Consider the following 22680-nt stretch of genomic DNA (forward strand, 5'->3'; position numbering starts at 1 on the left):
CGTGACCGGACTGATCATGGCGCTGGCGGTGGCAGGCGTCCTCGGCTTCGCCAACCATCGCGGAAGCACCTGCCTGGTGGCGGCGGTGGCCGAGCCTTTCCATGCGCGGCGCGCGACGAGGCTGCTGGTTCTTGCCGAGGCGAGCCTGTGGGCGCTCGTCGCCGGAAGCATAGGCAGTGCGGCAGGGTTCGGTACGGCGGCACATGCGCCTCCTTCGCTCGGCCTTGCAGTACTGGCCGGCGGTATTCTGCTTGGCCTGGGCGCATGGCTCAACGAGGCCTGCATCTTTGGAACGGTCGCACGGATCGGCTCGCGCAATTTCCACTACCTGCTGACCCCGCTCGGCTTTTACCTCGGCCTTCTGGCGTTTGCGAAGGCCGGCCTGATGGCCCGCGAAGCAGCCGGTGTATCAGGCGCCACGCCCAGCCCGGTCGCTGCGGCGGTGGCCATCGTCGCGATCTTGGGTCATTGGCTGGTGACGGCCCGTCGCGGCAACCGGATTGCGACCCCCTATCGCGTAGCGACCTTGGCGATCGTGGGCTGCCACCTTGTCCTTTCGGTGCTTGTCGGGGCGTGGAGTTACACCGAGGCACTGGCGCGGCTGGCGGATGGCCGGATGGTCGAGGTGGCGGCGAGCACCGGGCTGTTCGCCGGGGTGCTCGCGGGCGCCCTCGCCGGTGGCTGGGGACGATCTGCCCTCGCGACGTTTTCGACGGCCCGTGCCTTGCGGTGCCTGACCGGCGGTGGGCTGATGGGGGTGGGCACAGCGCTGGTGCCAGGCGGGAACGATACGCTGCTGCTTCAGGGCGTGCCGGGGTTGCAACCCTTCGCGCTGCTGGCGCTGGCGGTGATGGTGGCCACGATCGCGGCCTGCATCACCGCCAGCCGCGCCGTCAGGGCCGTTTCCGCCCACGCGCGATAAGCGCATCGAGCGAGAACGCGCCAGCGCCCTTGGCGAGGATCGGCAGCAGCAGGCCGGCCCAGCTGAGGTGGGTCGACCAGGCATCGGGATAGACGAAGACTTCGATCACCGCGGTCATGCCCAGCAGGCCGAGCGCGGCAAAGCGCGAGCCGAGGCCCAGCACCAGCAGGACCGGGAAAAAGTGTTCGGCGTAGGTCGCCGCATGCGCCGCGATATTGGGCGGCAGCAGCGGCAGGGCATAGTCGGTCTCGAACAGGTAATAGGTGCTGTCGGTAATGGTCAGCAGCCCCTCGACCTTGGTCCTGCCCGACAGGAAGAAGATCGAGGCCGCGCCAAGGCGAGCCACCAGCAGCAGCACGCTGTCAGGCAGGACGCGTGCAGCAAGGCCGGTCAGCTGGTCGTAGGTTCGGGTAAGCATGGTGTGTTCTCCCCTCGCAGGTCGCTGGCCCCGGGGCAGGCAGGAGAACCCGCCTGCCCCGGAGACGATCACGCCTTCGGCTTCAGCGAACCCGGCCCCTTCGGGGTCTGGATCTTGGTGCAGGTGCCGGCCTTGACCAGCTTCCAGGCATTGCCCTGGTAGTCGACCCGCGAGGTCCCGGCGCAGCTGGTGCCCGGTCCGGCGGCGCATTCGTTCTGGCCGGCCTTGGCGACGCCGTAGCACTTCTCCATGGCCGGCTTGCCCTCGGCGGCGAGGGCGGCGCCAGCGAGGAGGCTGGCGGAGAGCGAAGCGGCGATGGCAGCAGTGGTCAGTTTCATCGGTTGGTTCCTTTCAGATGGGCTGTGGCTTGAGCCGGAACCGCCCGGGCCTGCGGGGCCCCGGCCAGCCGGTCTCGGCCCCTTGATTCGTCGGGAACGCAGGTTTGGTTACGCCGCCTCCGCCGAACGCTTTGACGCCGCCAGAGGCAAAATTTCCTCCCGACGCGTAACCGGCCGCCGCACCCACCCGAACTGGTCACTGCCACCACGGCAAACTGGAGACATGACGATGACATCGATCAAGAGCACCCTCGTCCTTGCCGCCAACGCGGCGCTGGTCGCGGCCGCGGTTGCGGCGCTGCCGGCCCCGGCGCTGGCCGCCAAGGCCAAGGCCGAAGTCGTGCACTGCTATGGCGTGAACACCTGCAAGGGCACGTCGGACTGCGCCACCGCGACGAACTCGTGCAAGGGCCAGAACAGCTGCAAGGGCCAGGGCTTCAAGGCTCTCACCGAAGCGCAGTGCACTGCCCAGGGCGGCAGCCTGACCCCGCCGAAGTAAGCGCACGCGTCCCCGACTTGACGCCGGGTCGGCGCCTGTGGCGCCGCACCCTGACCCGAACCCCCCGCTCGGCGCTTCCGCCGGCCCGGCGTCATCTTTTTGCGAAGCCGACCATGATCCCACCCCTGTCCGGCTTTGGCCTCGGCATGCGACGCGAGCACTATGCCGCGTATGTCGACGGCAGCGCCGAAGTCGATTTCATCGAAGTCATTTCAGAAAACTTCATGATCGACGGCGGACGTCCGCTCGATACCCTGCTCAGGGCCCGCGCGCATTATCCGCTGGCGCTCCACGGCGTCTCGCTGTCGGTCGGCTCGGCCGACGGGCTCCGCCCCGATTACCTCGCCAAGCTGCGCGAGCTGATCGACCTGACGGAACCGGCGGTGGTTTCAGACCATCTGTGCTGGACACGGTACGGCACATTCAACTCGCACGACCTCCTGCCCCTGCCGATGAGCGAGGAGGCGCTGAGGATCGTCTGCGACAACATCGATTGCGCACAGGACACGCTGGGTCGGCAGATGCTGTTCGAGAATCCCTCCAGCTATGTCGCCTTCGCGGGCGTGATGACCGAATGGGAGTTCCTGTCGGAAATGACCCGCCGGACCGGCTGCGGACTGCTGCTCGACATCAACAACATCTATGTCAGCGCGGTCAATCACGGGTTCGATCCGCGCGACTACCTGACCGGCGTGCCCTGGGCCTCGGTCCAGCAGGTCCATCTCGCCGGGCACACCCAGGGCGCAACCCTCCTGATCGACACGCACGACCAGCCCGTGCCGGATCCCGTCTGGCAGCTTTATGCCGAGGCGGTGACGCGGGCGGGCCCGCTGCCGACCATGATCGAGCGCGATGACAACATCCCGCCGCTTTCCGAACTGCTTGGCGAACTTTCAATCGCGCGGGGAATCGCTTCGCGCCTGCCGTCGCTGGTCACGCCATGAGCGGAGGCGATCTTGCTGATCTCCAGCGCGAATTCACGCGGTGGCTGACCGACGGGAGCGAAGAGGCGGTTAGCCGGCTTGGCCGCGCCGATGGGCTGGCCATCTATCAGAACAACTACCGGGTGGCGCTCGTCTCGAGCCTCGAGGCGAGCTTCCCGCGGGTCCACGCGTGGCTGGGCGACGAACACTTTGCCTCGGCGGCCGCGCACTACGTCGACGAGCGCCCGCCCCATGCCTGGACGCTCGATGCATACGGCGATCGCTTCGCCGCAGCGCTGGGAGCGCGCTATCCGCACGATCCGGAGGTCAGCGACCTCGCAGCGATAGACTGGGCCATCGACCAGGCGTTCGTTGCCGCCGATGCCGATCCGCTCGACGTGGGGGAACTCGGCGATGTCGACTGGAGCCGGGCGGCCATCGCGCTGGTCCCGTCGCTCCGCGTGTTCACGGTGACCAGCAACGCCGACGCCATCTGGCTGGCGCTGGCCGGCGGGCAGGCCCCCCCGGCCGCGGCTGGCGGGGATCGGCCGGCGCAGGTCATGGTCTGGCGGCAGGGCTTCGAGGCCGTGATGCGCCGGGCCGATGCGCTCGAGTCGCAAATGCTCGACATGGTGCGGCGAGGTCTGGGCTTTGCAGAGTGCTGCGGGGAACTCGCCGCGAAGATGGGCGATGATGCGGCGGTCGATGCGGCCGGGACTGTCCTGGGGCGCTGGATCGCGGAAGGGCTGGTGGCGCGGCTCGGCTGACCGGCACCTCGCGTCAGGCGGCGCGCTGCGCCAAGGCTTCGCCGCCCAGCATCGAGCGCATGGCAAGGATCCCCCGATGGATGTTCACCTTGACCAGCGATTCCGACTGGCCTGAAAGCTCAGAGGCTTCGCGGATGGAACGCCCCTCCAGTTTGACCAGGCGGATCGCCTCGGCCTGCCCGGCCCGTAGCCGGCCCAGCAGGCGGCCAAGACTGAGGCCGCTGAGGACATCGATCTCATGGCTGGCGGCTTCGGCCTCGATCAGTTCCTCGGTCTGGTGCCGGCGACCGCTGCGCAGGGCGTCGATCCACTTGTAGCGGGCAATCGCGACCAGCCACGGCAGGTAGGGCCGACCCGGGGTGAAGCTGTCCCGCCGGGTGTGAATGGCCATCAAGGTTTCCTGGACCAGGTCATCGACCAGGTCGGCCGGAATCCGGCGGGCATAGAAGCGCCGCAACCATCGCGCCGACTGCTCGAGAAGCTCGCGGTACGTGGCGCGGTCGCCTGCCAGACTGGCCACCATGGCGCCATCCCAGTCGAACCAGGCGGGGCCGCTCTTTGCCTTGTGCTGCTGCTGTTGCATCGGTTCCTCCATCCCGTGGATCACGGGGTGGAGAGTGCTGAAAACTGCGGCGACTGCCCACGTACCGGGTGGTTATAGGTTCCATTCCAGTCGGGAATGGACGTCCCCTATTGCATTTATATTCAATACTTTACCTGCATGACCATCAGGCTGACCCGGCTGCCCCTTCGCCGGTTATGAGGCGCGCCGAGCGCGCGAACGTCAGGTAGCTCCAGAACCAGGTCATCGCGACCGACAGCCTGTTGCGCAGTCCGTTGAGATACCAGACGTGGACCACGCACCACAGCAGCCATGCCGGCAGACCGCTCAGCGAGAAGCGACCAATGCTGCAGACCGCCCGGGCGCGACCGATCGTCGCCATTTGCCCGAAATCGCGGTAGCGGAACGACTCGACCGGTTGCCCGCGCAACTGCGCGAGGATCGCGGCAGCGGCATATCGCCCCTGCTGCTTGGCCGCCGGGGCGACGCCCGGAACGATCCGGCCGTTGGCGTCTTCGCAATGCGCGGTGTCGCCAACGACGAAGATCGATTGCGAGCAGTCGGGGTGGAGATTCTTGTCGACGATGACCCTGCCGCTGCGGTCGAGCGAGCAGCCGAGCCATTCGGCCGCGGGCGATGCCATGACCCCGGCCGCCCAGATGACCGTCGCCGCCGGGATGAAGTCGTTCCCCAGGGAAACGCCCCGTGCGCACACCGCGTCGACCCCGGCATCGACCCGGACGGTGACGCCGAGCTGCTCAAGCGCTTTCGCCGCGTAGGCGGACAGCGGGGGCGGGAACGACGGCAGCAGGCGGTCGCCGCGCTGGACAAGCCATACTCTCGAGCAGTGCGGGGTGATGTGGCGGAAGTCGCGGCTGACCGACTGGCGCGCCAGTTCGGCGATTGCGCCCGCCATCTCCACCCCGGTCGGTCCGCCGCCCACGACCACGAAGGTCAGCAGGGCATCGCGGACCGCCTTGTCGGTCTCGGTTTCGGCGCGTTCGAGGGCGATGAGCACGCGGCGTCGAACCGCTGTCGCATCGTCGATCGTCTTGATGCCGGGCGCGAGCGGAGCCCAGTCGTCCTTGCCGAAATAACTGTGGCGCGCACCGGTCGCGAGGATCAGCCAGTCGTAGGGTATCGCCCCGGTACGGGCTGTGCGGACCCGGCGCTGCGGCTGGTCGATCCCGCAGACTTCGTCGAGGAGGACGCGGACGTTCTCCTGGTCGCGCAGGATCGAGCGTATCGAGCCGGCAATGTCCGCAGGGGAAAGGCCCGCCGTTGCCACCTGGTAGAGCAGCGGCTGGAACAGGTGATGGTTGCGCTTGTCGATCAGGGTGACGTCAACCGCCTCCCCGGCCAGCGCCCGCGCAGCTTCGAGGCCGCCAAAGCCGCCTCCGATGATCACGACCCTGGGACGGTTTGCCATGTTCTGTCCTGCTGGATTGGAGCCTGTGTATTGCCAATCCAGTTCGAACCCGGCGATCGCGCGGTTACAGGTTCAATCGGGCATCGGCAGGGGCGCGCCGCGGATCCATTCGACCAAGGGCTGCCTCCCTGCTCCCAAGGCCATCCCTGGTCTGCGGCCGGCGCGAAACTGGCATGGGGTGGGGTACACCGTTGCCGCGCTCAAAAAAGGTTTCGAGAACACCGGCAATCCATCGAAGTTGCTGAGCGCCATCGCAAGGGCGATGACCGGGGCCTCATGGAACGGCCCGCCGCTCTTCGCCCTTCGGAGCCGCGCAAATGAGCGCGAGGCCTGCGAGGCCGATCTGTTCTGGTGCGGTCGAGAAGACTCGAACTTCCACGGGCTTTCGCCCACAACGACCTCAACGTTGCGCGTCTACCAATTCCGCCACGACCGCTAAATCATCGGAGCCAGAACCGGCCCCGGGGGGGGTAGGAGCGCGCCCCTAGCAAAGGACCATGCGGGGCGCAACACGGCGACGCGAAGTTTTTTGGGCTACTGCGCCTTCCAGCCGATATCGGCGGCGACGACTTCGCGCGGAACGTCGGTCAGCGCCTCGTTCACCGTCACGCTTTCGCCCGGCTGCAGGGAAGCCTTGGGCGGCGCGACTTCGCGGTGGTCGACCATCTTGCCCGAGCCGTCGACCAGCACGATCAGCAGCGGCGGGATTTCGGCGACGTCCTTGCCGATGTTGGTGATCGTGCCGCTTGCCCCGAAAAATTCCGCGCCGTTGGGCAGCGTGCGCCGATCCTGCTTGGTCGGCGGGAACGACAGCTCGAGCCCGGGCACCGCCTTGCCGAATGTCGGGCGGTTCCACGGCAGCCAGTCCGGCAGGCCGAACCACCACACCGCGCCCATCAGCGCGGCGATCACCAGCGCGAAGGCGAGTGCCGCGGCGGTCCACAGCTTCGCCGGATTGCGGCGCGGACGGAATGGCGGCTCATGCTCGAACGAGGAGTGACTCTCGTCGAAGCCCGCTGACGAGCCTGGACCCGGTGCGAAATCGCCGCCGGGACGGTCCCAGCTTCGATCCTCGGGGATAGGAGGTTCGGCCGGCGCGGTCTGTTCCTCGGCGGCCGGCGGAGCGGGATCGGGCGTGGCGGCCGCCGCGGGAGTGGGAGCGGGAGCCGGAGTCGGCGCAGGCGCCGCGACTGGGGGCGGCGCTGGAGCCGCGACGGGCGGCGCAGGCTCGGGAGCCGGCGGCGGGGCGACCGCGACGTCCGGCCCGGCCTGGAACCAGGAATGGCGGCATTTGGCGCAACGAACCGTGCGTCCTTCTGCCCCAATGGCGCTGTCTGGCACGACATAGCGCGTCGAGCAGGCGGGGCAGGCGATGATCATGGGGCATGGTAAAGCATGGCGCGGGGCCCATGAACAATACCGCCACGGACCCAACTTGGCCGTCGCGGCCTTTTTTCCACACCGATTGACGCCTATAGGCCTTTTCCGGATCGAGGACGGGACGCAAGAACACTTCCGATGAGCAATGCCGCGCCGCCCGAGATCGTGCAGTTCGACAACGTCGGGCTGCGCTATGGCACCGGCAAGGAAGTCCTGACCGACATTTCGTTCACGCTCTTTCCGGGAAGCTTCTATTTCCTCACCGGGGCGAGCGGCGCGGGCAAGACCAGTCTGCTCAAGCTGCTGTACCTCGCCCAGCGCCCCTCGCGCGGGCTGATCCGGATGTTCGGGACCGACGCGATCACCCTCCCGCGCGAGCGCCTGCCGGGCTTCCGCCGGCGGCTGGGGGTCGTGTTCCAGGACTTCCGCCTCGTCCCGCACCTCTCCGCCTTCGACAACGTGGCACTGCCGCTGCGCGTCGCGGGGGTGAGCGAGAAGGACCTGGCCAAGCCGGTAACCGACATGCTCGAATGGGTCGAGCTCGGCGACCGGATGCACGCCCGCCCCGCGACGCTTTCGGGCGGGGAGCAGCAACGCGTCGCCATCGCCCGCGCGGTCATCGGCCGGCCCGACATGCTCGTGGCCGACGAACCGACCGGCAACGTCGATCCCGAGATGGCGGTGAAATTGCTGCGCCTGTTCGAGGCGCTGAACCGGCTGGGCACGACGGTGGTCGTGGCAACCCACGACGTCCACCTGCTCAAGAAGGTCCCGGAGTCGCTGATCATGCGGCTCGACAAGGGGCGGCTGTCCGATCCGACCGGCGCGCTGCGCTATCCGCCGCGGCGGACGATGCAGGGGGCGCAGTGATGGCCAGCGCCCCACAGCCCTCCCCCGCCCGCCGCAAGTGGAAGTCGCTCAGCGGCTCGAGCGAGGCGCCGCTGCTGCCGCAAGGGCGGCTCGCCGGGCCAATGCCGTGGGTGATCGCAATCATGATTGCGCTGACCGTCGTCGCGGTCGCCTCTGGGCTGTCGCTGCGCAACGCCGCCAGCGCTGCCAGCGCGGACCTCGAAGGCGGGCTGACCGTGCAGGTGGTCAATGCCGCCCCGGCCGAGCGCAATCGCCAGGCGGCGGCGGCGAGCGAGGTGTTGCGCCGCACCGCCGGCGTGGCGAACGTGCAGCCCGTGGCCCAGGACGAGCTCAACCGGCTGGTCGAGCCGTGGCTCGGCACCAGGCCCGGCGATGACATCGACGCGCTGCCGATCCCGGCGCTGATCGACGTGAAACTGTCAGGCCCCGCGACGCCCGAGCGGATCGAGGCGGTGCGCACGGCGATCAGGTCTGCGGCGCCCTCGGCCCGGGTCGATGCGCAATCGGCCTGGCTGGCCCCGGTGTTCGGGGCGCTCGCCTCGCTGCAATGGCTCGCTCTGGGGCTGGTCGCGCTGCTCGGGTTCGCGACCTCGGCGGCGGTCCTGCTGGCAGCGCGAACCGCGCTGGGGACCAATCGCGGGACGATCGAGATCGTCCACCTGCTCGGCGCGACCGACCGCCAGATCGCGCGGATATTCCAGCGCTCGATCATGATCGACGCGGCGGCGGGCGGCGCGGCCGGCCTTGCGCTCGGACTTGCCGCCATCTTCGTCCTCGGGCGCCAGTTCGCCGCGCTCGGTTCGGGGCTGGTGACCGCCGGCGGGCTCGGGTGGGGCGACTGGGCTATCGTCGCCGCCATTCCGTTTGCCGGCGTCGCCTTGGCGGTGCTGACCGCCCGGATCACCGTGCTGCGCGCACTGGGGCAGATGCTGTGAAGCCGCCTGGCACCATCCGCCGGCTTCTCTCGCTGCTGCTGCTGGCCTGGGCGTTCGGCTTCCTGTGGTTCGCGCTGTTCCTTCCGCGGGGGATGGACGGGCACAAGACCGACGGGATCGTGGTGCTGACCGGCGGCGAGGGACGGATCCCCCGCGGCCTCTCCGTGCTGCGCCAGGGCGATGCGAAGACCATGCTCGTCGCGGGCGTCGACCGCGAGGTTCGCCCGGTCGAGTTCGCCGCCGAATACAAGGTCGAGCCGGCGCTGATGGAATGCTGCGTGACGCTCGGTTTCGAATCGGTCGATACCCGCAGCAACGCGCTCGAAGCGGCGCGGTGGATCGCGCAGAAGAAGATCAGGTCGGTGCGGCTCGTCACCACCGACTGGCACATGCGCCGCGCCGCGCTCGACCTCCAGCGCGCGGCGCCGCCCGGTACCGAGATCGTCGAGGATGCCGTGCCCTCGCGCCCCAGCTTCCGCATCCTGTTCCTCGAATACCACAAGCTGCTGGCACGCTGGGTCTCAGGGTTTAACGGATGATGGCGACGCTGCTTGCCGTGCTGCGCAGCGCGGTGTTCTACCCGGTGTTCTATTTCGGCAGCCTCTACCATGTGCTGGGGGCGACGGTGGTGTGGCCGTTCTCGCAGTCCGCGTTCCAGGACAAGGTCCACGGCTGGAGCTCCTGGCACCGCTGGTGCGCCGCAACGATCCTTGGCATCCGCCCGCGCCTCGAAAACACCGACCTGCGCGGCGGGGTGATCTATGCCGTGCGGCACGAGGCGTTCTACGAGGCGATCGACCTGCCGACGCTGTTCGACCGCCCGGTGGTGTTCGCCAAGGTCGAGCTGACCCAGATCCCGCTGTGGGGGCGGCTGGCGGTGGGCTATGGCATCGTGCCGGTCGAGCGCGAAGCCGGGGCGAAAGCACTCAGGGCCATGCTGAAGGCGGCGCGGACCTATTCCGACAGCGGCCGGCCGCTGGTCATCTTTCCCGAGGGCACCCGCGTGCCCCACGACGAGAACCGCGAGCTGCAGGCCGGGTTCGCGGGGCTCTACAAGCTGCTCGGCCTCCCGGTGGTGCCGGTCGCGGTGAACTCCGGACCGCTGTACCACCGCTGGATCAAACGGCCGGGACCGATGACCTACCGCTTCGGCGAGGAAATTCCACCGGGCCTGCCGCGCGACGAAATCGAGGCGCGGGTGCGAGAGTCGATCAACGCGCTGCACGACTGATTCCGCTCCCGCTGACGGGAGGCGAGGGGGTCAGTCCCCGTCGTGCTTGCGCCCGAAGTCCGGCGCGGCGTCGTCCTGGCCCTGCTCGATGATCGAGCGGCGGATGGCGCGGGTTCGGGTGAAGGTATCGAACAGCGCGTCGCCGTCGCCCTTGCGGATCGCCTTCTGCAGCTCCGTCAGGTCTTCGGTAAAGCGCTGGAGCATGGTCAGCACCGCGTCGCGGTTCGAAAGGAACACGTCGCGCCACATCGTCGGGTCCGACGCCGCGATCCGGGTGAAGTCGCGGAAGCCGCCGGCCGAATACTTGATGACCTCGCTCTGGGTCACTTCCTCGAGGTCGGAGGCGGTGCCGACGATCGTGTAGGCGATCAGGTGCGGCAGGTGGCTGGTGACCGCGAGGACGAGATCGTGGTGCGCGGCGTCCATCGTCTCGACCCGCGCGCCGAGCGCTTCCCAGAACGCGGTGAGGCTCGCCAGCTTCGCGGGATCGGCGTCCGCTGGCGGGGTGAGGATGCACCAGCGGTTGTGAAACAGCGTGGCGAAGCCCGCGTCCGGCCCGCTCTGCTCGGTGCCGGCGACCGGATGCGCCGGGATCACCGCGTGGCCGGGCAGCGCCTCGGCCAGCGCGCGGGCCACGGTCTCCTTCGACGAGCCGACGTCGCTGATGAGCACGCCAGGTTCAAGCCCCGTCGCGACCGCCCGAGCCGCCGCGTCCATCGCGCCGACAGGGACGCAAAACACTACGAGGTCCGCGCCCCGGACCGCTTCGGCCGCATCGTCGGGGATGGCATCGGCCAGCCCGATCTCCCGCGCCCGCTCCCGAACTGTATCACTTGCGTCCCATCCAGCGAGCGCGACATCGGGCAAGTGCGCCCGCGTCGCCCGCAGGATCGAGCCGCCGAGCAGGCCCAGCCCGATCACCGCGACGCGCTGAAACGAGGCGGTCATCGCGCGGCCTCGGCCATTTCGCGAAGGGCTGCGGCGACATCGCGCATCTGGGTCTCTTCACCGATCGTGATGCGCAGGCCTTGGGCGAGGCCCTGCCCCGGCAGCCAGCGGACGATGTACCCACGCTCGGCCAGCCCGTTGTAGGCGGTCTCCGCTGTCAGCTTGCCTTCGAACAGGACTAGCACGAAGTTGGCCTTGCTTGGCAGCGGCCGGAGGCCGTGGTTGCCAAGCGCCTCGATCGCCGCGACGAACTCGCCGCGCAGCCGCTCGTTTTCGAGCCGCGAGCGTTCGACGAAGTCCTGGTCGGCGAGTGCCGCCTGGGCCGCCGCTTGCCCGGTCAGCGTCACGTTGAACGGACCGCGGATGCGGTTGAGGTTGAGGATCAAATCGGGATGCCCGGTCGCCCAGCCGATCCGCTCCCCGGCAAGGCCGTAGATCTTCGAGAAGGTGCGGGTGACCAGCACGTTGCACGACACCGCCGCCAGCGAGAGGCCCCCGTCGTCCTCGTCGGCGCTCAGGTACTCGGCATAAGCCTGGTCGAGCACCAGCAGCACGTCGCCGGGCAGCGCGGCGTGGATCCGGGCGATCTCTCCGCGCGGCAGGTAGCTGCCGGTCGGGTTGTTCGGATTGGCGAGGAACACGACGCGGGTCTTGTCACTCACCAGCGACAGCAGTGCATCGACGTCGGTGCCGTAATCGAGATCGGGCGCAACCACCGGGGTCGCCCCGCAGCGCCGCGCGGCGATGTCGTAGACCGAGAAGCCGTAGCGGACGAACAGCACCTCGTCGCCCGGCCCGGCATAGGCCTGCGCGGCAAGGTTGAGCAGTTCGTCGGAACCGGTGCCCATCACGATCCGCGCCGGGTCGATCCGGTGCAGCCCCCCGATGGCTTCGCGCAGCGCGGTGCTGTCCGGATCCGGATAGCGCGACGGCGCGGCAGCCGAGACCTTCGCCGCCAGCGCCAGCGGGCTGGTGCCGAGCGGGTTCTCGTTGGCCGAGAGCTTGACCAGGGGACGACCGTCGGCACCCGTGCTCTTGCCGGGGACATAGGCGTGGATCGCTTCGATCCAGGGCTTGGGTGTGGGTGCGTCGGCCATTTCGCGGCGCGCATTAGGGGAAACCGGGCCAAAAGAAAATGCGCGTGGACGCTCGCCGGCTCGAGAGGGTGCGCAAGGTGACACAGGGTTACACCGTGTCACCCCGAATTTCGTTGCGATAACAGGGCGATCACTCCGGTGGACAGGGTTACGGCCGGCGCGGAAACACGGCGGCCCGCGCGCTCGGAACGGACAGGAACGAAAAGGTCAAAGAGCCTCTCCGGCATGGCACGGACCGCGCCCTGTAGGAAAATGCAAAATCGCCGGTGAGCGCGCCGCGCCCGGCGCGATCCGGGCCGGCTTGTTGACATCGTCCGCCCCAATCCCCAATCCCGCGCCCATGGCCGACGCCGCCGCCCTCCACGCCAGCAAGCGCGTGACCTTGCCCGCGCCTCTCCCGCTCGACAGCGGGCAGAGCCTCGCGCCCGTGGAGATCGCGTACGAAACCTACGGCGAGCTCAACGCCGACAAGTCGAACGCCATCCTCATCTGCCACGCGCTGACCGGGGACCAGTTCGTCGCCAGCCCGCATCCGATCACCGGCAAGCCCGGATGGTGGGTGCGCATGGTCGGCCCCGGCTTGCCGATCGACACCAGCCGCTTCCACGTGATCTGCGCCAACGTGATCGGCAGCTGCATGGGCAGTTCCGGCCCGGCGAGCCCGGCCCCCGACGGCAAGCCCTGGGCCATGCGCTTTCCGGTCATCACCATCCGCGACATGGTCCGCGCGCTCGTCGGCCTGCTCGACGTGCTCGGGATCGACAGGCTCCACGCCGTCGTCGGCGGATCGATGGGCGGGATGCAGGCGCTCAGCCTCGCCGCGAATTTCCCCGACCGCATCGCGGCCGCGCTGGTCATCGCCTCGACCGCTCGCCATTCGGCGCAGAACATCGCGTTCCACGAAGTCGGCCGGCAGGCGATCATGGCCGACCCGGAATGGCGCGGCGGCGACTATTACGGAAACGGCAAGGGACCGGAAAAGGGCCTAGCGGTTGCCCGCATGGCCGCGCACATCACCTACCTTTCCGAAGAGGGGATGCACGAGAAGTTCGGGCGGCGGCTGCAGGACCGGGCGGAAAAGACGTTCACCTTCGACGCCGACTTCCAGGTGGAAAGCTACCTGCGCCACCAGGGCCTGTCGTTCACCGACCGGTTCGACGCCAACTCGTATCTCACCATCACCCGGGCGATGGACTATTTCGACCTCGCCGAAGAGCATGGTGGGCGGCTGGCCGATGCGTTCGCGGGGTCGAAAGCGCGGTTCTGCCTCGTCAGCTTCGATACCGACTGGCTTTATCCCACAGCCGAGTCGCGTTCGATCGTCCACGCGCTCAACGCCTCCGGCGCGCAGGTCAGCTTCGTCGAACTGTCCGCGCCGTTCGGGCACGACTCGTTCCTGCTCGACGTGCCCGCGCTCGACCGGGTGACCGCAGGGTTCCTCGGCCGATGAGCGCGACCATCGCCAGCCTTCGCCCGGACCTTGCGGTCATCGCCGCCAACGTCGCGCCGGGCAGCCGGGTCCTCGACGTCGGCTGCGGCAACGGCGACCTGCTCGCCGCGCTGCGCGACGAGCGCGGCTGCGATGCGCGGGGGATGGAGATCGACGGGGCCAACGTCGCCGAATGCGTTTCGCGGGGGCTGTCGGTGATCCAGGGCGACGCCGACCGCGACCTCGCCGACTATCCCGACGCCGCGTTCGACTACGCGATCCTCTCGCAGACCTTGCAGACGACGATGCGGCCCGACCTCGTGCTCGACCAGCTGATGCGGATCGGGCGCAAGGCCTTCGTCAGCTTTCCCAACTTCGCGCACTGGAGGGTGCGGCTGTCGCTGCTGTGGGGCGGGCGGATGCCGGTGACCCGGCTGCTGCCAGTCGCGTGGTACGAAACGCCCAACATCCACCACGTCACCGTGGACGACTTCCGCAGCCTGGTCACCGAGCGTGGCATCCGGGTCGAAGGCGCGTGGTTCCTGCGCGGGGACAAGCAGACCAGCGCCGCCGCCGCCAACTTCCGCGCCGAACATGCAGTGTTCCTGCTCTCGCAGCGGGGCTGATCGGGTGGCCGGACCGAAGATCAAGATCTGCGGGGTGAGCACGCCCGCCGCCCTCGACGCCGCGATCGAGGCGCGCGCCGATTACGTCGGCTTCAACTTCTTTCCGCCCTCGCCGCGGTTCCTGAAGGCGAGCGATGCCGCCGCGCTGGCGGCGCGCGCCGAAGGGCGGATCGTGCGCGTCGGGGTGTTCGTCGACGAGGCCGACGGGCCGATGGCCGAAGCGGTTGCCGCCGGACGGCTCGACGTCATCCAGCTCCACGGCCTCGAGCCGCCCGAACGCGCCGCGCAGGTCCGCGCCCGCTTCGGCAAGCCGGTCTGGAAGGTGATCTCGGTGGCCGGGCCGGGCGACGTGTCGCGGGCCGACGCCTATGCCGGCGCGGCGGATTTCCTGCTGTTCGATGCCAAGACGCCCAAGGGCGCGGCGCTGCCGGGCGGGCTGGGGCTGGCGTTCGACTGGTCGCTGCTCGGGGCCTACAAGGGCCCGCTGCCGTGGGGCCTCGCCGGCGGGCTGGAGCCGGGCAACGTCGCCGAGGCGATACGCGCCACTGCAGCCCCGCTGGTCGATGTCTCGTCGGGCGTCGAAAGCGCGCCGGGGATCAAGGACGTCGCCCGCATCGCCGCGTTCTGCCGCAACGCGCGCGGATAACCTGTTGCATTGACGCAACAAAAAAGGGCGACCCGAGGGCCGCCCTTTTCCATTCGTTCGATCCGGGAAGATCAGAACTTCATGCCGACGCCGGCGACAACGCCGTCGAAGTCGTCGAAGCCGTTCTTCACGAAGAAGTGGCGGTACTCGACCTTGCCGTACAGCTTCTGGCCGAAGCTGTGCTCGTAGCCGGCACCGGCAGTCCAGGTGCCGTCGCAGGTGTCGCACGATTCGGTGTTGTAGCCACCGACGGCGTAGAGCTTGCCCTGCTCACCGAGCTTGGCGCCGAGGCGGCCGTTGAAGCCGAAGGTCACCTTGGTGCCGTCGGTCAGGACCTTGTCGGCGGTCACTTCCATGCCGGCGAAGGCCGACGAACCGAGGTCGTAGTCGTAGCCCGCGGCGACGCCGGCGATCGCTTCGCTGTCACCGCTGCCGAACACGACACCGCCGCGCGCTTCGAGGCGGCCTTCGTTAGCAAGAGCCGGAGTAGCGGCAACAAGAGCGGCAGCAGCCGAAAGAAGAACCAGACGCATAATTAAGTACTCCTGAGTATTGGCCCCTTCTTGGCGGGGGCAAGCGGCGAACTAGGGATTGCAAGCTTTCGGCACAATGAACAATTTCACATCTTGCTGCATTGCCGCATCCCTGTGTGGCAATTTTGCAACTGACTGATTCCCCGTCATTTCTGACATGGGTGTCAGCAAGTCGCTTTCCATGGGAGCGCCCCTAGAGCGGAGGCGGCTTCTATTCTGTGCGCGGCATCACTGTCACGAACACTGGTCGATACCTGTATGCCGTTTGTCGGCTGCGCGCCCGGTTCCGGGGCAATCTGGACATTCCGCCCCGCCTCTGCGAATGGCGGCGGATGACCGCCACGCCCACCGCCAACAGCTTCACCAACCAGCCGGACGAGCGCGGCCACTTCGGCCAGTTCGGGGGCCGCTTCGTCGCCGAGACGCTGATGCCGCTGGTCCTCGATCTCGAGAAAAACTACCGCGCAGCGAAGCGGGACCCGGCGTTCCAGGCGGAGTTCGACGACCTGCTCGAACACTACGTCGGCCGGCCCAGCCCGCTCTATTTCGCCCCGCGCCTGACCGAGGAACTGGGCGGCGCGCAGGTCTGGTTCAAGCGCGACGAGCTCAACCACACCGGCGCGCACAAGATCAACAACTGCATCGGCCAGATCCTGCTCGCCATCCGCATGGGCAAGACCCGGATCATCGCCGAGACCGGCGCGGGCCAGCACGGCGTCGCCACCGCCACGGTCTGCGCGCGCTTCGGCCTGCCCTGCGTCGTCTACATGGGCGCGACCGACGTCGCCCGCCAGGCGCCGAACGTGTTCCGGATGAAGCTGCTCGGCGCCGAAGTCGTGCCGGTGACCGCCGGCGCGGGCACCCTGAAGGACGCAATGAACGAGGCGCTGCGCGACTGGGTCGCCAACGTCCACGACACCTTCTACATCATCGGCACCGCCGCCGGCCCGCACCCCTATCCCGAGCTGGTCCGCGACTTCCAGAGCGTGATCGGCCGCGAGGCCCGCGCCCAGATGCTCGCCCGCACCGGCCGCCTTCCCGACCTGCTGGTCGCCGCGATCGGCGGCGGCAGCAACGCGATAGGCCTGTTCCACCCGTTCCTCGACGATGCCGAGGTCAGGATGCTTGGCGTCGAGGCAGCGGGGCTGGGGCTCGACGGCGAGAAGCACGCCGCGAGCCTTGCCGGCGGCCGCCCCGGCATTCTCCACGGCAACCGCACCTACCTGCTGCAGGACGCGGACGGGCAGATCGTCGAGGGCCATTCGATCAGCGCAGGGCTCGACTACCCCGGCATCGGGCCCGAGCACGCGTGGCTGAAGGAAGTCGGCCGGGTCGACTACACCTCGGTCACCGACCAGGAAGCGCTGGGGGCATTCCAGCTGCTCTGCCGCACCGAAGGCATCATCCCGGCGCTCGAGCCCAGCCACGCCATCGCCGCCGTCCAGAAGGTCGCGCCGACTATGGGCAAGGACCAGATCATCCTCGCGAACCTCTGCGGACGCGGCGACAAGGACATCTTCTCGGTCGCGGAGCATCTGGGGGTTTCGCTGTGAACTGGCGGAACTCCGCCGCAAAGACGTTGACGCCGTTTGCGGCGCTCTGGGCTGTCCACGAAAGCCGCAGGGCCCAGCTGCGGGCCCTTGCGGTTCAGGCAGGACTGATTGCCTTGGTCATCTGGGCATCGGATCGGGTGCTCGCCTACTTCGGCGATCATCCGCCACATGATCTTTCCTATCTTCTTCCGGGATTCATCGGCGGGGTAATCGGGCTGATCCTCGCTGGCTCCTTGGCGGGGAAGGGCCCGAAACCATGATTCGGTGCCGGAGCACGGTAACTTCGTCGATTGCGGAGCATCCGGGGGTGGCGATGTGATGCCAGGAGCAAACACCCTCGTGATTGTCGGTGTCTGTCTAGTTCTGCTCACACCGCTCGCACTCTATTGCATCGGAAACTACGAACCACCGACATCCTTCAGAGAGGCTCTGAAGGGCGCTTTAACCAGCACCGGAACAGCTCTGCTAACTCTCGCAGCAATGAAAATCGTATCCCACCATTTGGGAATCGAGCACTGGCGTTGGAAGGATATGGCTGCGGGATTCGTTGTTGGCGGGGTATTGCGACTAATTATTGACGTGGTCGTTTTGCGGCGCCGTCAGGAAAGAAACGAATTATGACCCGCCTCTCTAACGCCTTCGCCAAGGGCCGTCCGGCCCTCGTCTGCTTCGTCACCGGGGGCGACGGGCCGACCGCGCAGATCCTCGACGCGCTGGTCGAGGGCGGCGCCGACGTGATCGAGCTCGGCATGCCGTTCACCGATCCGATGGCCGACGGCCCGGCGATCCAGCTCGCCAACCTGCGCAGCCTGGGCGCGGGGACGACCACGGCGGAGATTTTCCGCCTCGCCGCCGAGTTCCGCGCGCGGCACCCGGACACGCCGCTGGTGCTGATGGGCTATGCCAACCCGATGACCATTCGCGGCGCGGACTGGTTTGCCGCAGAGTGCCGCAAGGCCGGGGTCGACGGGGTGATCTGCGTCGACATTCCGCCCGAGGAGGACGACAGCCTGGGCCCGCAGCTGCGCGCCGCCGGGGTCGACCTGATCCGCCTCGCCACCCCGACCACCGATGCCGCGCGGCTGCCCGCCGTGCTCGAAGGGTCGAGCGGGTTCCTCTATTATGTCTCGGTCGCCGGGATCACCGGCATGCAGCAGGCCGCGCAAGGCTCGATCGAAGAGGCGGTGGCGCGGTTGAAGGCCACCGCCAAGATTCCCGTCGCGGTCGGCTTCGGCGTGCGCACCCCCGAACAGGCCGGGGCGATCGCCAGGGTGGCAGACGGCGTCGTCGTCGGCTCGGCGTTCATCGACCTGGTGGCGAAGCACGGCGCGGATGCGGCGGGCCCGGTCCGCGAACTGGCCACTGCGCTGGCGCAGGCGGTGCATTCGGCGCGGTAGTAGGGGTTCGCGCAGAGGCGCGGAGGAAGAAGAGAGACGCGAAGGGGTCGCGTTTGCGGCGAAGCCGCTCTCCATCTCGACCTTGCGGGTAACAGAACGAATGCGCAACGAGGTCCCTTCGGCGAGGCGCGACACTTCTCTGCGTCTTTCTTCTTCCTCCGCGCCTCTGCGTGAACCCCTCTTTCCCCCCTCGCAAACCTAGAGACACTGCGCTAGACGCCCCGCATGAGCTGGCTGGATCGCGTCCGCAAGTCGTTGCCCTTCGCCCCGAAGCGCGACACCCCCGACAACCTGTGGATCAAGTGCCCGTCGTGCGGGGAGATGCTGTTCACCCGCGAGTACGAGGAGAATCTCTCGGTCTGCCCGCGCTGCGAGCATCACGGCCGGATCGGCGCCGATGCGCGGCTCGCGCAGCTGCTCGACGAAGGGTTCGAGGTGCTGCCCGCCCCGAAGGTCAAGGAAGACCCGCTGAAGTTCAAGGACAGCAAGAAGTATACCGACCGATTGAAGGCCGCCCGCGCCGCCAACCCGCACGCCGACGCGCTGACCAACGCGTTCGGCACGGTCGAGGGGCACAAGGCGGTCGTCGGCGTGCAGGAATTCGCCTTCATGGGCGGCTCGATGGGCATGGCGGTCGGGGCGGCGTTCGTCGCCGGGGCGGAACGGGCGATGGCCGAAAAGTGCGCATATGTGATCTGCACCGCCGCCGGCGGCGCGCGGATGCAGGAGGGCATCCTCAGCCTGATGCAGATGCCCAAGGCGACCGTCGCGGTCAGCCGCCTGCGCCGGGCCGGGCTGCCTTACATCGTGGTGCTGACCGATCCGACCACCGGCGGCGTCACCGCGAGCTATGCGATGCTCGGCGACGTCCAGATCGCCGAACCGGGCTGCCTGATCGGCTTCGCCGGCCAGCGCGTGATCCAGGACACCATCCGCGAAAAGCTCCCCGAAGGCTTCCAGCGCGCCGAGTACCTCCACGACCACGGCATGGTCGACATGGTCGTCCACCGCCGCGAGCTGAAGGCGACGCTGGCGTCGTTGCTCGACTACCTGGGCGCGAAGCAGGCGGCGTGAGCGCGTTTCCCCTCCCGCTGGCGGGAGGGGTCGGGGGTGGGCCTGTCGGCACGAGCCGCGCCCAGCCCTGCCCACCCCAAACCCCTCCCGCCCGCGGGAGGGCCTTCTCGTGAAAGACTTCGCCGTCTCCGACCACCCCGGCGTCCAGGCCCAGCTCGACCGGCTCGGCGCGCTGTCGCTGCCGCAGGGGCGGCTGAGCCTTGACCCGACGCGCGAGCTGCTGCGCCGGGTGGGCGATCCGCACAGGCGCCTGCCGCCGACGTTCCATGTCGCCGGCACCAACGGCAAGGGCTCCACCTGCACGTACCTGCGCGCGATGCTCGAGGCGCAGGGGCTGACCGTCCACACCGCGACCAAGCCGCACCTTGTCCGCTATAACGAGCGCATTCGCGTGGCCGGCGAACTCATTTCCGACGAAATGCTGGCGGACCTGCTGAAACAGGTGCTCGATGCCGCAGACGGCCTCTCCCCCAGCTTCTTCGAGGTGACCACCGCCGCCACCTTCCTCGCCTATGCCCTGGTCCCCGCCGATGCCTGCGTGATCGAGACGGGGCTCGGCGGGCGGCTCGACGCGACCAACGTGCTCGAGGACCCGGCGGTCTGCGGGATTGCCACGCTGGGGCTCGATCACGAAGCATTCCTCCTTGCGCCCGAGGACGGTACGCCCGCCCAGCCCCTCGCCCGTATCGCCTTCGAGAAGGCCAGCATCGCCAAGCCCGGCGTGCCGCTGGTGACGCAGGCCTACCCCGCGCTCGCCGCCGGGGAGGTCGCCGCCACCGCCGCGCGGATCGGCGCGCCGCTGGTGATGCGCGGCTCCGGGTGGGAGGCGGAGATTGCCGGCTCGATCGCTTACCGTGACGAGGGCGGCGAACTGCTGCTCCCGCTCCCCGCGCTGCTCGGGAGCCACCAGGCCGACAACGCCGCGCTCGCGGTCGCGATGCTGCGCCACCAGTCGGCGGTCTCGGTGTCGCCCGAGGCGATGGGCAAGGGCATCGTCACCGCGCGCTGGCCGGCCCGGCTGCAGCGGCTTGGTGAGGGCCCGCTGACCGCGCTCGCGCCGGGACGGCAGGTCTGGCTCGACGGCGGGCACAACCCCGATGCGGGTGCAGCGATCGCGGCGCATTTCAAAGGCGGAGAGAAACTCCACCTGATTATCGGCATGCTCGCGAACAAGGACCCGCGCGCGCTGGTCATGCCGCTCGCCCCAATGCTCGAGAGCCTCACTGTAGTGCCGATTCCCGGCCATGAAGCCCACGCGGCGGACGCCTTCATCGCCGCTGGCGGGACCGAGGCCGTGGCCATGCCCGACGTCGCCACTGCCCTCGCCGCGCTGCCGGGCCCCGGCGACGTGCTGATCGCGGGCTCGCTCTACCTCGCGGGCGAGGTGCTGAAGCTCAACGAGGAGGTGCCGGAGTAGACCGTTCCTTGGCCGCCACCCGCGCCCATTCCAGAAGGCACAGCACGACCGCAACGAGCCCGAGCGCAGCGGTAAAGTAGAACACCGGCGCGTAGCCGCCTGCGTCGATCTTCTCGCCCAACGCGGCGCGGCCAAGCGAACCCACGAGGAAGGTCAGCGACGAAAGCAGGGCGTACTGGACCGCCGCATGACTCTTTGAAGTGATCGAGGACAGGTAGGCGACGAACGCCGCTCCGGCATAGCCGCCGGACAGGTTTTCGCCCGTAATTGCCAGCAGAAGCCGGCTGAAGCGGTCGTCGGATCCGAACTGTTCAGCCAGCCAATAGAACCCGCTGCCTCGCCCGAAAACATCGAGCCCTGCCCCGCCCAGCGCTAGGTCGGCGTAAAGGAGGTTGCTTGCCGCAGCGACCAGTGCGGCGAAGGCCAACGTCGCCATTCGACCGACCAAGGCAAAGCTCACGGCCCCGAGTGCGATCCCCGCCATGGTCATTCCGACGCCGAAGAACTTGCTTGCCACCGCGACCTCGTCGTTGGTGTACTTCAGTTCCTGCAGGTAGAACGGAAGGGCAAAAGGCCCCCAGACGCTGTCGGTCAGGCGATAGGTCAGGATGATCGCCAGAACGAGGATCGAAGCCCAGCCAAGACGGCCGACCAGTTCGGCCAATGGCTCGATGAGCGCCTTGTAGGCATGGTCGAGAAAGCCGTGACGGCGAGCCGGAACCCCGTGGTCGTAGTCGTTGGTGAAACGGCCATCGCGTCGCCAGAAATCCAGAACCGCAGCGACGATGGCAGGGATGACAACCGTCGCGATGACGATCACCGGACCGTAGAATTTGATGAAGGCGGTCGCGTCGGGGCGCTGATCCGGTTCGGCACCCAAGGATAGCACCATATACGTGAGCACTGCCGCCAGCGAACCTGCCCACAGCACGCCCACGATGCCGAGGGCAATGGCTCGCACGCGGAGAGGGACGTCCGCGGCCTGGGCCTCTTCCCGCACGCCGTCCGTGGTCCACTGCGTATCGGGTGCGAACCAGCTCGCAGCAGTCGCGAAGAGCATGAATACGCCCATGGCGAAATAGACCCCCGGCCAGCCGATCCGCGCCGCCAGGACCAAGGCCAGAGCTCCGCCCGCCAAGGCGGCAATGCGGTAGCCGAACTGATATGTTGCAGAGAGAATGTCGAGCGTGGCCTCCTCGTCCGCCGCCTCGACACGCCATGCGTCGATCACGATGTCCTGCGTGGCGGAGGCGAATGCGGCAATCCCGGCCAGCAGCGAAAACATGCCCAGTGACGTCTTCGGATCCATCGAGGAAAGCGCGATGAGGACCAGCCCGACCAGCGCCTGGATCGGCACGAGCCAGCCGCGCCGCTTGCCCAGGCGCCAGGCGAGCGGAAGCCGCGCCTTGTCGACGATCGGCGACCACAGGAACTTGAACGCGTAGGCGAGCCCGATCAGCGAGAAGACGCCCATCGTTTCGAGGTCAACACCGGTCTCGCCGAGCCAGGCGTAAAGCGTACCGAGCAGCAACGCATAGGGCAGGCCGGATGCCATGCCGAGCACCAGCATGATGGCGGTCTTCCGGTTCGAGACCGCTGCGGCGAGCAGTTTCAAACCCTTGGGCCGAACAGGCTCGTCCTGCACTGCTTCGCCAGCCATCTTCCCTCCACAGCCGTATTAGGTCA

The 22680-nt window shown here is 68.2% G+C and carries 24 protein-coding genes, 1 tRNA gene and 1 pseudogene; 16 read left to right on the plus strand and 10 right to left on the minus strand.

Going from position 1 to position 22680, the window contains the following annotated elements; genetic code table 11:
• The first annotated feature begins 1 nt into the window (after position 1).
• Positions 2-922, plus strand: a complete 921-nt coding sequence (locus AC3WLD_RS16555) for a YeeE/YedE thiosulfate transporter family protein (RefSeq protein WP_492558078.1) — start codon at positions 2-4, stop codon at positions 920-922.
• On the opposite strand, the gene AC3WLD_RS16560 is transcribed toward AC3WLD_RS16555, so the two are convergent.
• Both AC3WLD_RS16560 and AC3WLD_RS16565 read right to left on the minus strand, forming a co-directional pair.
• Positions 894-1340, minus strand: a complete 447-nt coding sequence (locus AC3WLD_RS16560) for a DoxX family protein (RefSeq protein ID WP_492558079.1) — start codon at positions 1338-1340, stop codon at positions 894-896. The genes AC3WLD_RS16555 and AC3WLD_RS16560 overlap by 29 nt on opposite strands.
• 68 nt (positions 1341-1408) lie before the next feature.
• The gene (locus AC3WLD_RS16565) at positions 1409-1678 is read right to left on the minus strand and encodes a BufA1 family periplasmic bufferin-type metallophore (RefSeq protein ID WP_492558080.1); all 270 of its coding nucleotides are present in this window, start codon (positions 1676-1678) and stop codon (positions 1409-1411) included.
• Positions 1679-1907: 229 nt separating this feature from the next.
• On the opposite strand from AC3WLD_RS16565, the gene bufA2 reads away from it, so the two are divergent.
• The 3 genes from bufA2 to AC3WLD_RS16580 all read left to right on the plus strand — a co-directional run bounded on the left by bufA2 (position 1908) and on the right by AC3WLD_RS16580 (position 3867).
• Positions 1908-2177 carry a BufA2 family periplasmic bufferin-type metallophore gene (gene bufA2 / locus AC3WLD_RS16570; RefSeq protein WP_492558081.1) on the plus strand — a complete coding sequence of 90 codons (270 nt, stop codon included), beginning with the start codon at positions 1908-1910 and terminating at the stop codon, positions 2175-2177.
• A gap of 113 nt (positions 2178-2290) precedes the next feature.
• Positions 2291-3121 carry an MNIO family bufferin maturase gene (gene bufB / locus AC3WLD_RS16575; RefSeq protein ID WP_492558082.1) on the plus strand — a complete coding sequence of 277 codons (831 nt, stop codon included), beginning with the start codon at positions 2291-2293 and terminating at the stop codon, positions 3119-3121.
• Positions 3118-3867, plus strand: a complete 750-nt coding sequence (locus AC3WLD_RS16580) for an HvfC/BufC family peptide modification chaperone (RefSeq protein ID WP_492558083.1) — start codon at positions 3118-3120, stop codon at positions 3865-3867. Before bufB ends, AC3WLD_RS16580 begins: the two co-directional genes overlap by 4 nt.
• A gap of 13 nt (positions 3868-3880) precedes the next feature.
• Here AC3WLD_RS16580 and AC3WLD_RS16585 read toward each other — a convergent pair whose 3' ends face one another.
• Positions 3881-4450, minus strand: a complete 570-nt coding sequence (locus AC3WLD_RS16585; RefSeq protein ID WP_492558084.1) for a sigma-70 family RNA polymerase sigma factor — start codon at positions 4448-4450, stop codon at positions 3881-3883.
• Positions 4451-4595: 145 nt separating this feature from the next.
• Positions 4596-5858, minus strand: a complete 1263-nt coding sequence (locus AC3WLD_RS16590; protein ID WP_492558085.1) for an NAD(P)/FAD-dependent oxidoreductase — start codon at positions 5856-5858, stop codon at positions 4596-4598.
• Here AC3WLD_RS16590 and AC3WLD_RS16595 point away from each other — a divergent pair.
• Positions 5857-6153 (plus strand): annotated as a pseudogene (locus AC3WLD_RS16595) (DUF2924 domain-containing protein); the annotation flags it as partial. The gene AC3WLD_RS16590 and the pseudogene AC3WLD_RS16595 sit on opposite strands and share 2 nt — an antisense overlap.
• A 54-nt stretch (positions 6154-6207) precedes the next feature.
• On the opposite strand, the gene AC3WLD_RS16600 reads toward AC3WLD_RS16595, so the two are convergent.
• Positions 6208-6294 (minus strand) — tRNA-Leu (locus AC3WLD_RS16600).
• A 98-nt stretch (positions 6295-6392) separates the two neighbouring features.
• Positions 6393-7238, minus strand: coding sequence for a zinc-ribbon domain-containing protein (locus tag AC3WLD_RS16605; protein WP_492558086.1), 846 nt, complete (start codon positions 7236-7238; stop codon positions 6393-6395).
• 138 nt (positions 7239-7376) lie between these two features.
• Between AC3WLD_RS16605 and ftsE the strand changes: the two genes are divergently transcribed.
• Genes ftsE through AC3WLD_RS16625 form a run of 4 tightly spaced genes read left to right on the plus strand, consistent with a single transcriptional unit; the run spans position 7377 to position 10274 of the window.
• Positions 7377-8108, plus strand: a complete 732-nt coding sequence (gene ftsE / locus AC3WLD_RS16610) for a cell division ATP-binding protein FtsE (RefSeq protein ID WP_492558087.1) — start codon at positions 7377-7379, stop codon at positions 8106-8108.
• A complete protein-coding gene (locus tag AC3WLD_RS16615; protein ID WP_492558088.1) occupies positions 8108-9043 on the plus strand; it encodes a cell division protein FtsX in 936 nt (311 codons plus the stop codon). The genes ftsE and AC3WLD_RS16615 overlap by 1 nt, the downstream gene beginning before the upstream one ends.
• The gene (locus tag AC3WLD_RS16620; RefSeq protein ID WP_492558089.1) at positions 9040-9582 is read left to right on the plus strand and encodes a YdcF family protein; all 543 of its coding nucleotides are present in this window, start codon (positions 9040-9042) and stop codon (positions 9580-9582) included. The genes AC3WLD_RS16615 and AC3WLD_RS16620 overlap by 4 nt, the downstream gene beginning before the upstream one ends.
• Positions 9579-10274, plus strand: coding sequence for a lysophospholipid acyltransferase family protein (locus AC3WLD_RS16625; RefSeq protein ID WP_492558090.1), 696 nt, complete (start codon positions 9579-9581; stop codon positions 10272-10274). The genes AC3WLD_RS16620 and AC3WLD_RS16625 overlap by 4 nt, the downstream gene beginning before the upstream one ends.
• Positions 10275-10304: 30 nt before the next feature.
• Here AC3WLD_RS16625 and AC3WLD_RS16630 read toward each other — a convergent pair whose 3' ends face one another.
• Complete coding sequence (locus AC3WLD_RS16630) at positions 10305-11222, minus strand: prephenate/arogenate dehydrogenase family protein (protein ID WP_492558091.1); 918 nt, start codon at positions 11220-11222, stop codon at positions 10305-10307.
• Entirely contained in the window at positions 11219-12319 is a 1101-nt protein-coding gene (locus AC3WLD_RS16635; protein WP_492558092.1) for a pyridoxal phosphate-dependent aminotransferase, read from the minus strand. The genes AC3WLD_RS16630 and AC3WLD_RS16635 overlap by 4 nt, the downstream gene beginning before the upstream one ends.
• Positions 12320-12659: 340 nt before the next feature.
• Here AC3WLD_RS16635 and metX point away from each other — a divergent pair, with 340 nt between their 5' ends.
• From metX to AC3WLD_RS16650, 3 genes are read left to right on the plus strand one after another with little or no spacing between them, the layout of a single operon-like run.
• Positions 12660-13769 (plus strand): homoserine O-acetyltransferase MetX, encoded by a 1110-nt coding sequence (gene metX / locus AC3WLD_RS16640; RefSeq protein WP_492558093.1) that lies wholly within the window; start codon positions 12660-12662, stop codon positions 13767-13769.
• Complete coding sequence (metW, locus tag AC3WLD_RS16645) at positions 13766-14374, plus strand: methionine biosynthesis protein MetW (protein ID WP_492558094.1); 609 nt, start codon at positions 13766-13768, stop codon at positions 14372-14374. Before metX ends, metW begins: the two co-directional genes overlap by 4 nt.
• A gap of 4 nt (positions 14375-14378) precedes the next feature.
• Entirely contained in the window at positions 14379-15020 is a 642-nt protein-coding gene (locus AC3WLD_RS16650; RefSeq protein WP_492558095.1) for a phosphoribosylanthranilate isomerase, read from the plus strand.
• A gap of 71 nt (positions 15021-15091) precedes the next feature.
• Here the strand turns inward: AC3WLD_RS16650 and AC3WLD_RS16655 are convergent, their stop codons facing one another.
• Entirely contained in the window at positions 15092-15553 is a 462-nt protein-coding gene (locus AC3WLD_RS16655) for an outer membrane protein (RefSeq protein WP_492558096.1), read from the minus strand.
• A gap of 332 nt (positions 15554-15885) precedes the next feature.
• Here AC3WLD_RS16655 and trpB point away from each other — a divergent pair, with 332 nt between their 5' ends.
• The 4 genes from trpB to AC3WLD_RS16675 all read left to right on the plus strand — a co-directional run bounded on the left by trpB (position 15886) and on the right by AC3WLD_RS16675 (position 20994).
• Positions 15886-17106 carry a tryptophan synthase subunit beta gene (gene trpB / locus AC3WLD_RS16660; RefSeq protein ID WP_492558097.1) on the plus strand — a complete coding sequence of 407 codons (1221 nt, stop codon included), beginning with the start codon at positions 15886-15888 and terminating at the stop codon, positions 17104-17106.
• Between the two features lie 617 nt (positions 17107-17723).
• Positions 17724-18503, plus strand: a complete 780-nt coding sequence (gene trpA, locus AC3WLD_RS16665) for a tryptophan synthase subunit alpha (RefSeq protein WP_492558098.1) — start codon at positions 17724-17726, stop codon at positions 18501-18503.
• A 225-nt stretch (positions 18504-18728) separates the two neighbouring features.
• On the plus strand, positions 18729-19577 hold the full coding sequence (accD, locus tag AC3WLD_RS16670; RefSeq protein WP_492558099.1) for an acetyl-CoA carboxylase, carboxyltransferase subunit beta: 849 nt from the start codon (positions 18729-18731) through the stop codon (positions 19575-19577).
• A 109-nt stretch (positions 19578-19686) separates the two neighbouring features.
• The gene (locus AC3WLD_RS16675; protein WP_492558100.1) at positions 19687-20994 is read left to right on the plus strand and encodes a bifunctional folylpolyglutamate synthase/dihydrofolate synthase; all 1308 of its coding nucleotides are present in this window, start codon (positions 19687-19689) and stop codon (positions 20992-20994) included.
• On the opposite strand, the gene AC3WLD_RS16680 is transcribed toward AC3WLD_RS16675, so the two are convergent.
• Complete coding sequence (locus tag AC3WLD_RS16680) at positions 20972-22654, minus strand: AmpG family muropeptide MFS transporter (RefSeq protein WP_492558101.1); 1683 nt, start codon at positions 22652-22654, stop codon at positions 20972-20974. The genes AC3WLD_RS16675 and AC3WLD_RS16680 overlap by 23 nt on opposite strands.
• Between the last annotated feature and the right edge of the window lie 26 nt (positions 22655-22680).

This window comes from Novosphingobium sp. FW305-C-111, assembly GCF_058783565.1.

Bases quoted from the DNA above. Each gene is read 5' to 3' on its own strand.
- AC3WLD_RS16580 (WP_492558083.1), top strand. From the start codon at position 3,118: ATGAGCGGAGGCGATCTTGCTGATCTCCAGCGCGAATTCACGCGGTGG.
- bufA2 (WP_492558081.1), top strand. From the start codon at position 1,908: ATGACATCGATCAAGAGCACCCTCGTCCTTGCCGCCAACGCGGCGCTG.
- metW (WP_492558094.1), top strand. From the start codon at position 13,766: ATGAGCGCGACCATCGCCAGCCTTCGCCCGGACCTTGCGGTCATCGCC.
- trpB (WP_492558097.1), top strand. From the start codon at position 15,886: ATGACCGCCACGCCCACCGCCAACAGCTTCACCAACCAGCCGGACGAG.
- AC3WLD_RS16655 (WP_492558096.1), bottom strand. From the start codon at position 15,553: ATGCGTCTGGTTCTTCTTTCGGCTGCTGCCGCTCTTGTTGCCGCTACT.
- AC3WLD_RS16560 (WP_492558079.1), bottom strand. From the start codon at position 1,340: ATGCTTACCCGAACCTACGACCAGCTGACCGGCCTTGCTGCACGCGTC.
- bufB (WP_492558082.1), top strand. From the start codon at position 2,291: ATGATCCCACCCCTGTCCGGCTTTGGCCTCGGCATGCGACGCGAGCAC.
- ftsE (WP_492558087.1), top strand. From the start codon at position 7,377: ATGAGCAATGCCGCGCCGCCCGAGATCGTGCAGTTCGACAACGTCGGG.
- AC3WLD_RS16605 (WP_492558086.1), bottom strand. From the start codon at position 7,238: ATGATCATCGCCTGCCCCGCCTGCTCGACGCGCTATGTCGTGCCAGAC.
- AC3WLD_RS16625 (WP_492558090.1), top strand. From the start codon at position 9,579: ATGATGGCGACGCTGCTTGCCGTGCTGCGCAGCGCGGTGTTCTACCCG.
- accD (WP_492558099.1), top strand. From the start codon at position 18,729: ATGAGCTGGCTGGATCGCGTCCGCAAGTCGTTGCCCTTCGCCCCGAAG.
- AC3WLD_RS16630 (WP_492558091.1), bottom strand. From the start codon at position 11,222: ATGACCGCCTCGTTTCAGCGCGTCGCGGTGATCGGGCTGGGCCTGCTC.
- AC3WLD_RS16590 (WP_492558085.1), bottom strand. From the start codon at position 5,858: ATGGCAAACCGTCCCAGGGTCGTGATCATCGGAGGCGGCTTTGGCGGC.
- AC3WLD_RS16565 (WP_492558080.1), bottom strand. From the start codon at position 1,678: ATGAAACTGACCACTGCTGCCATCGCCGCTTCGCTCTCCGCCAGCCTC.
- AC3WLD_RS16615 (WP_492558088.1), top strand. From the start codon at position 8,108: ATGGCCAGCGCCCCACAGCCCTCCCCCGCCCGCCGCAAGTGGAAGTCG.
- metX (WP_492558093.1), top strand. From the start codon at position 12,660: ATGGCCGACGCCGCCGCCCTCCACGCCAGCAAGCGCGTGACCTTGCCC.
- trpA (WP_492558098.1), top strand. From the start codon at position 17,724: ATGACCCGCCTCTCTAACGCCTTCGCCAAGGGCCGTCCGGCCCTCGTC.
- AC3WLD_RS16680 (WP_492558101.1), bottom strand. From the start codon at position 22,654: ATGGCTGGCGAAGCAGTGCAGGACGAGCCTGTTCGGCCCAAGGGTTTG.
- AC3WLD_RS16585 (WP_492558084.1), bottom strand. From the start codon at position 4,450: ATGCAACAGCAGCAGCACAAGGCAAAGAGCGGCCCCGCCTGGTTCGAC.
- AC3WLD_RS16635 (WP_492558092.1), bottom strand. From the start codon at position 12,319: ATGGCCGACGCACCCACACCCAAGCCCTGGATCGAAGCGATCCACGCC.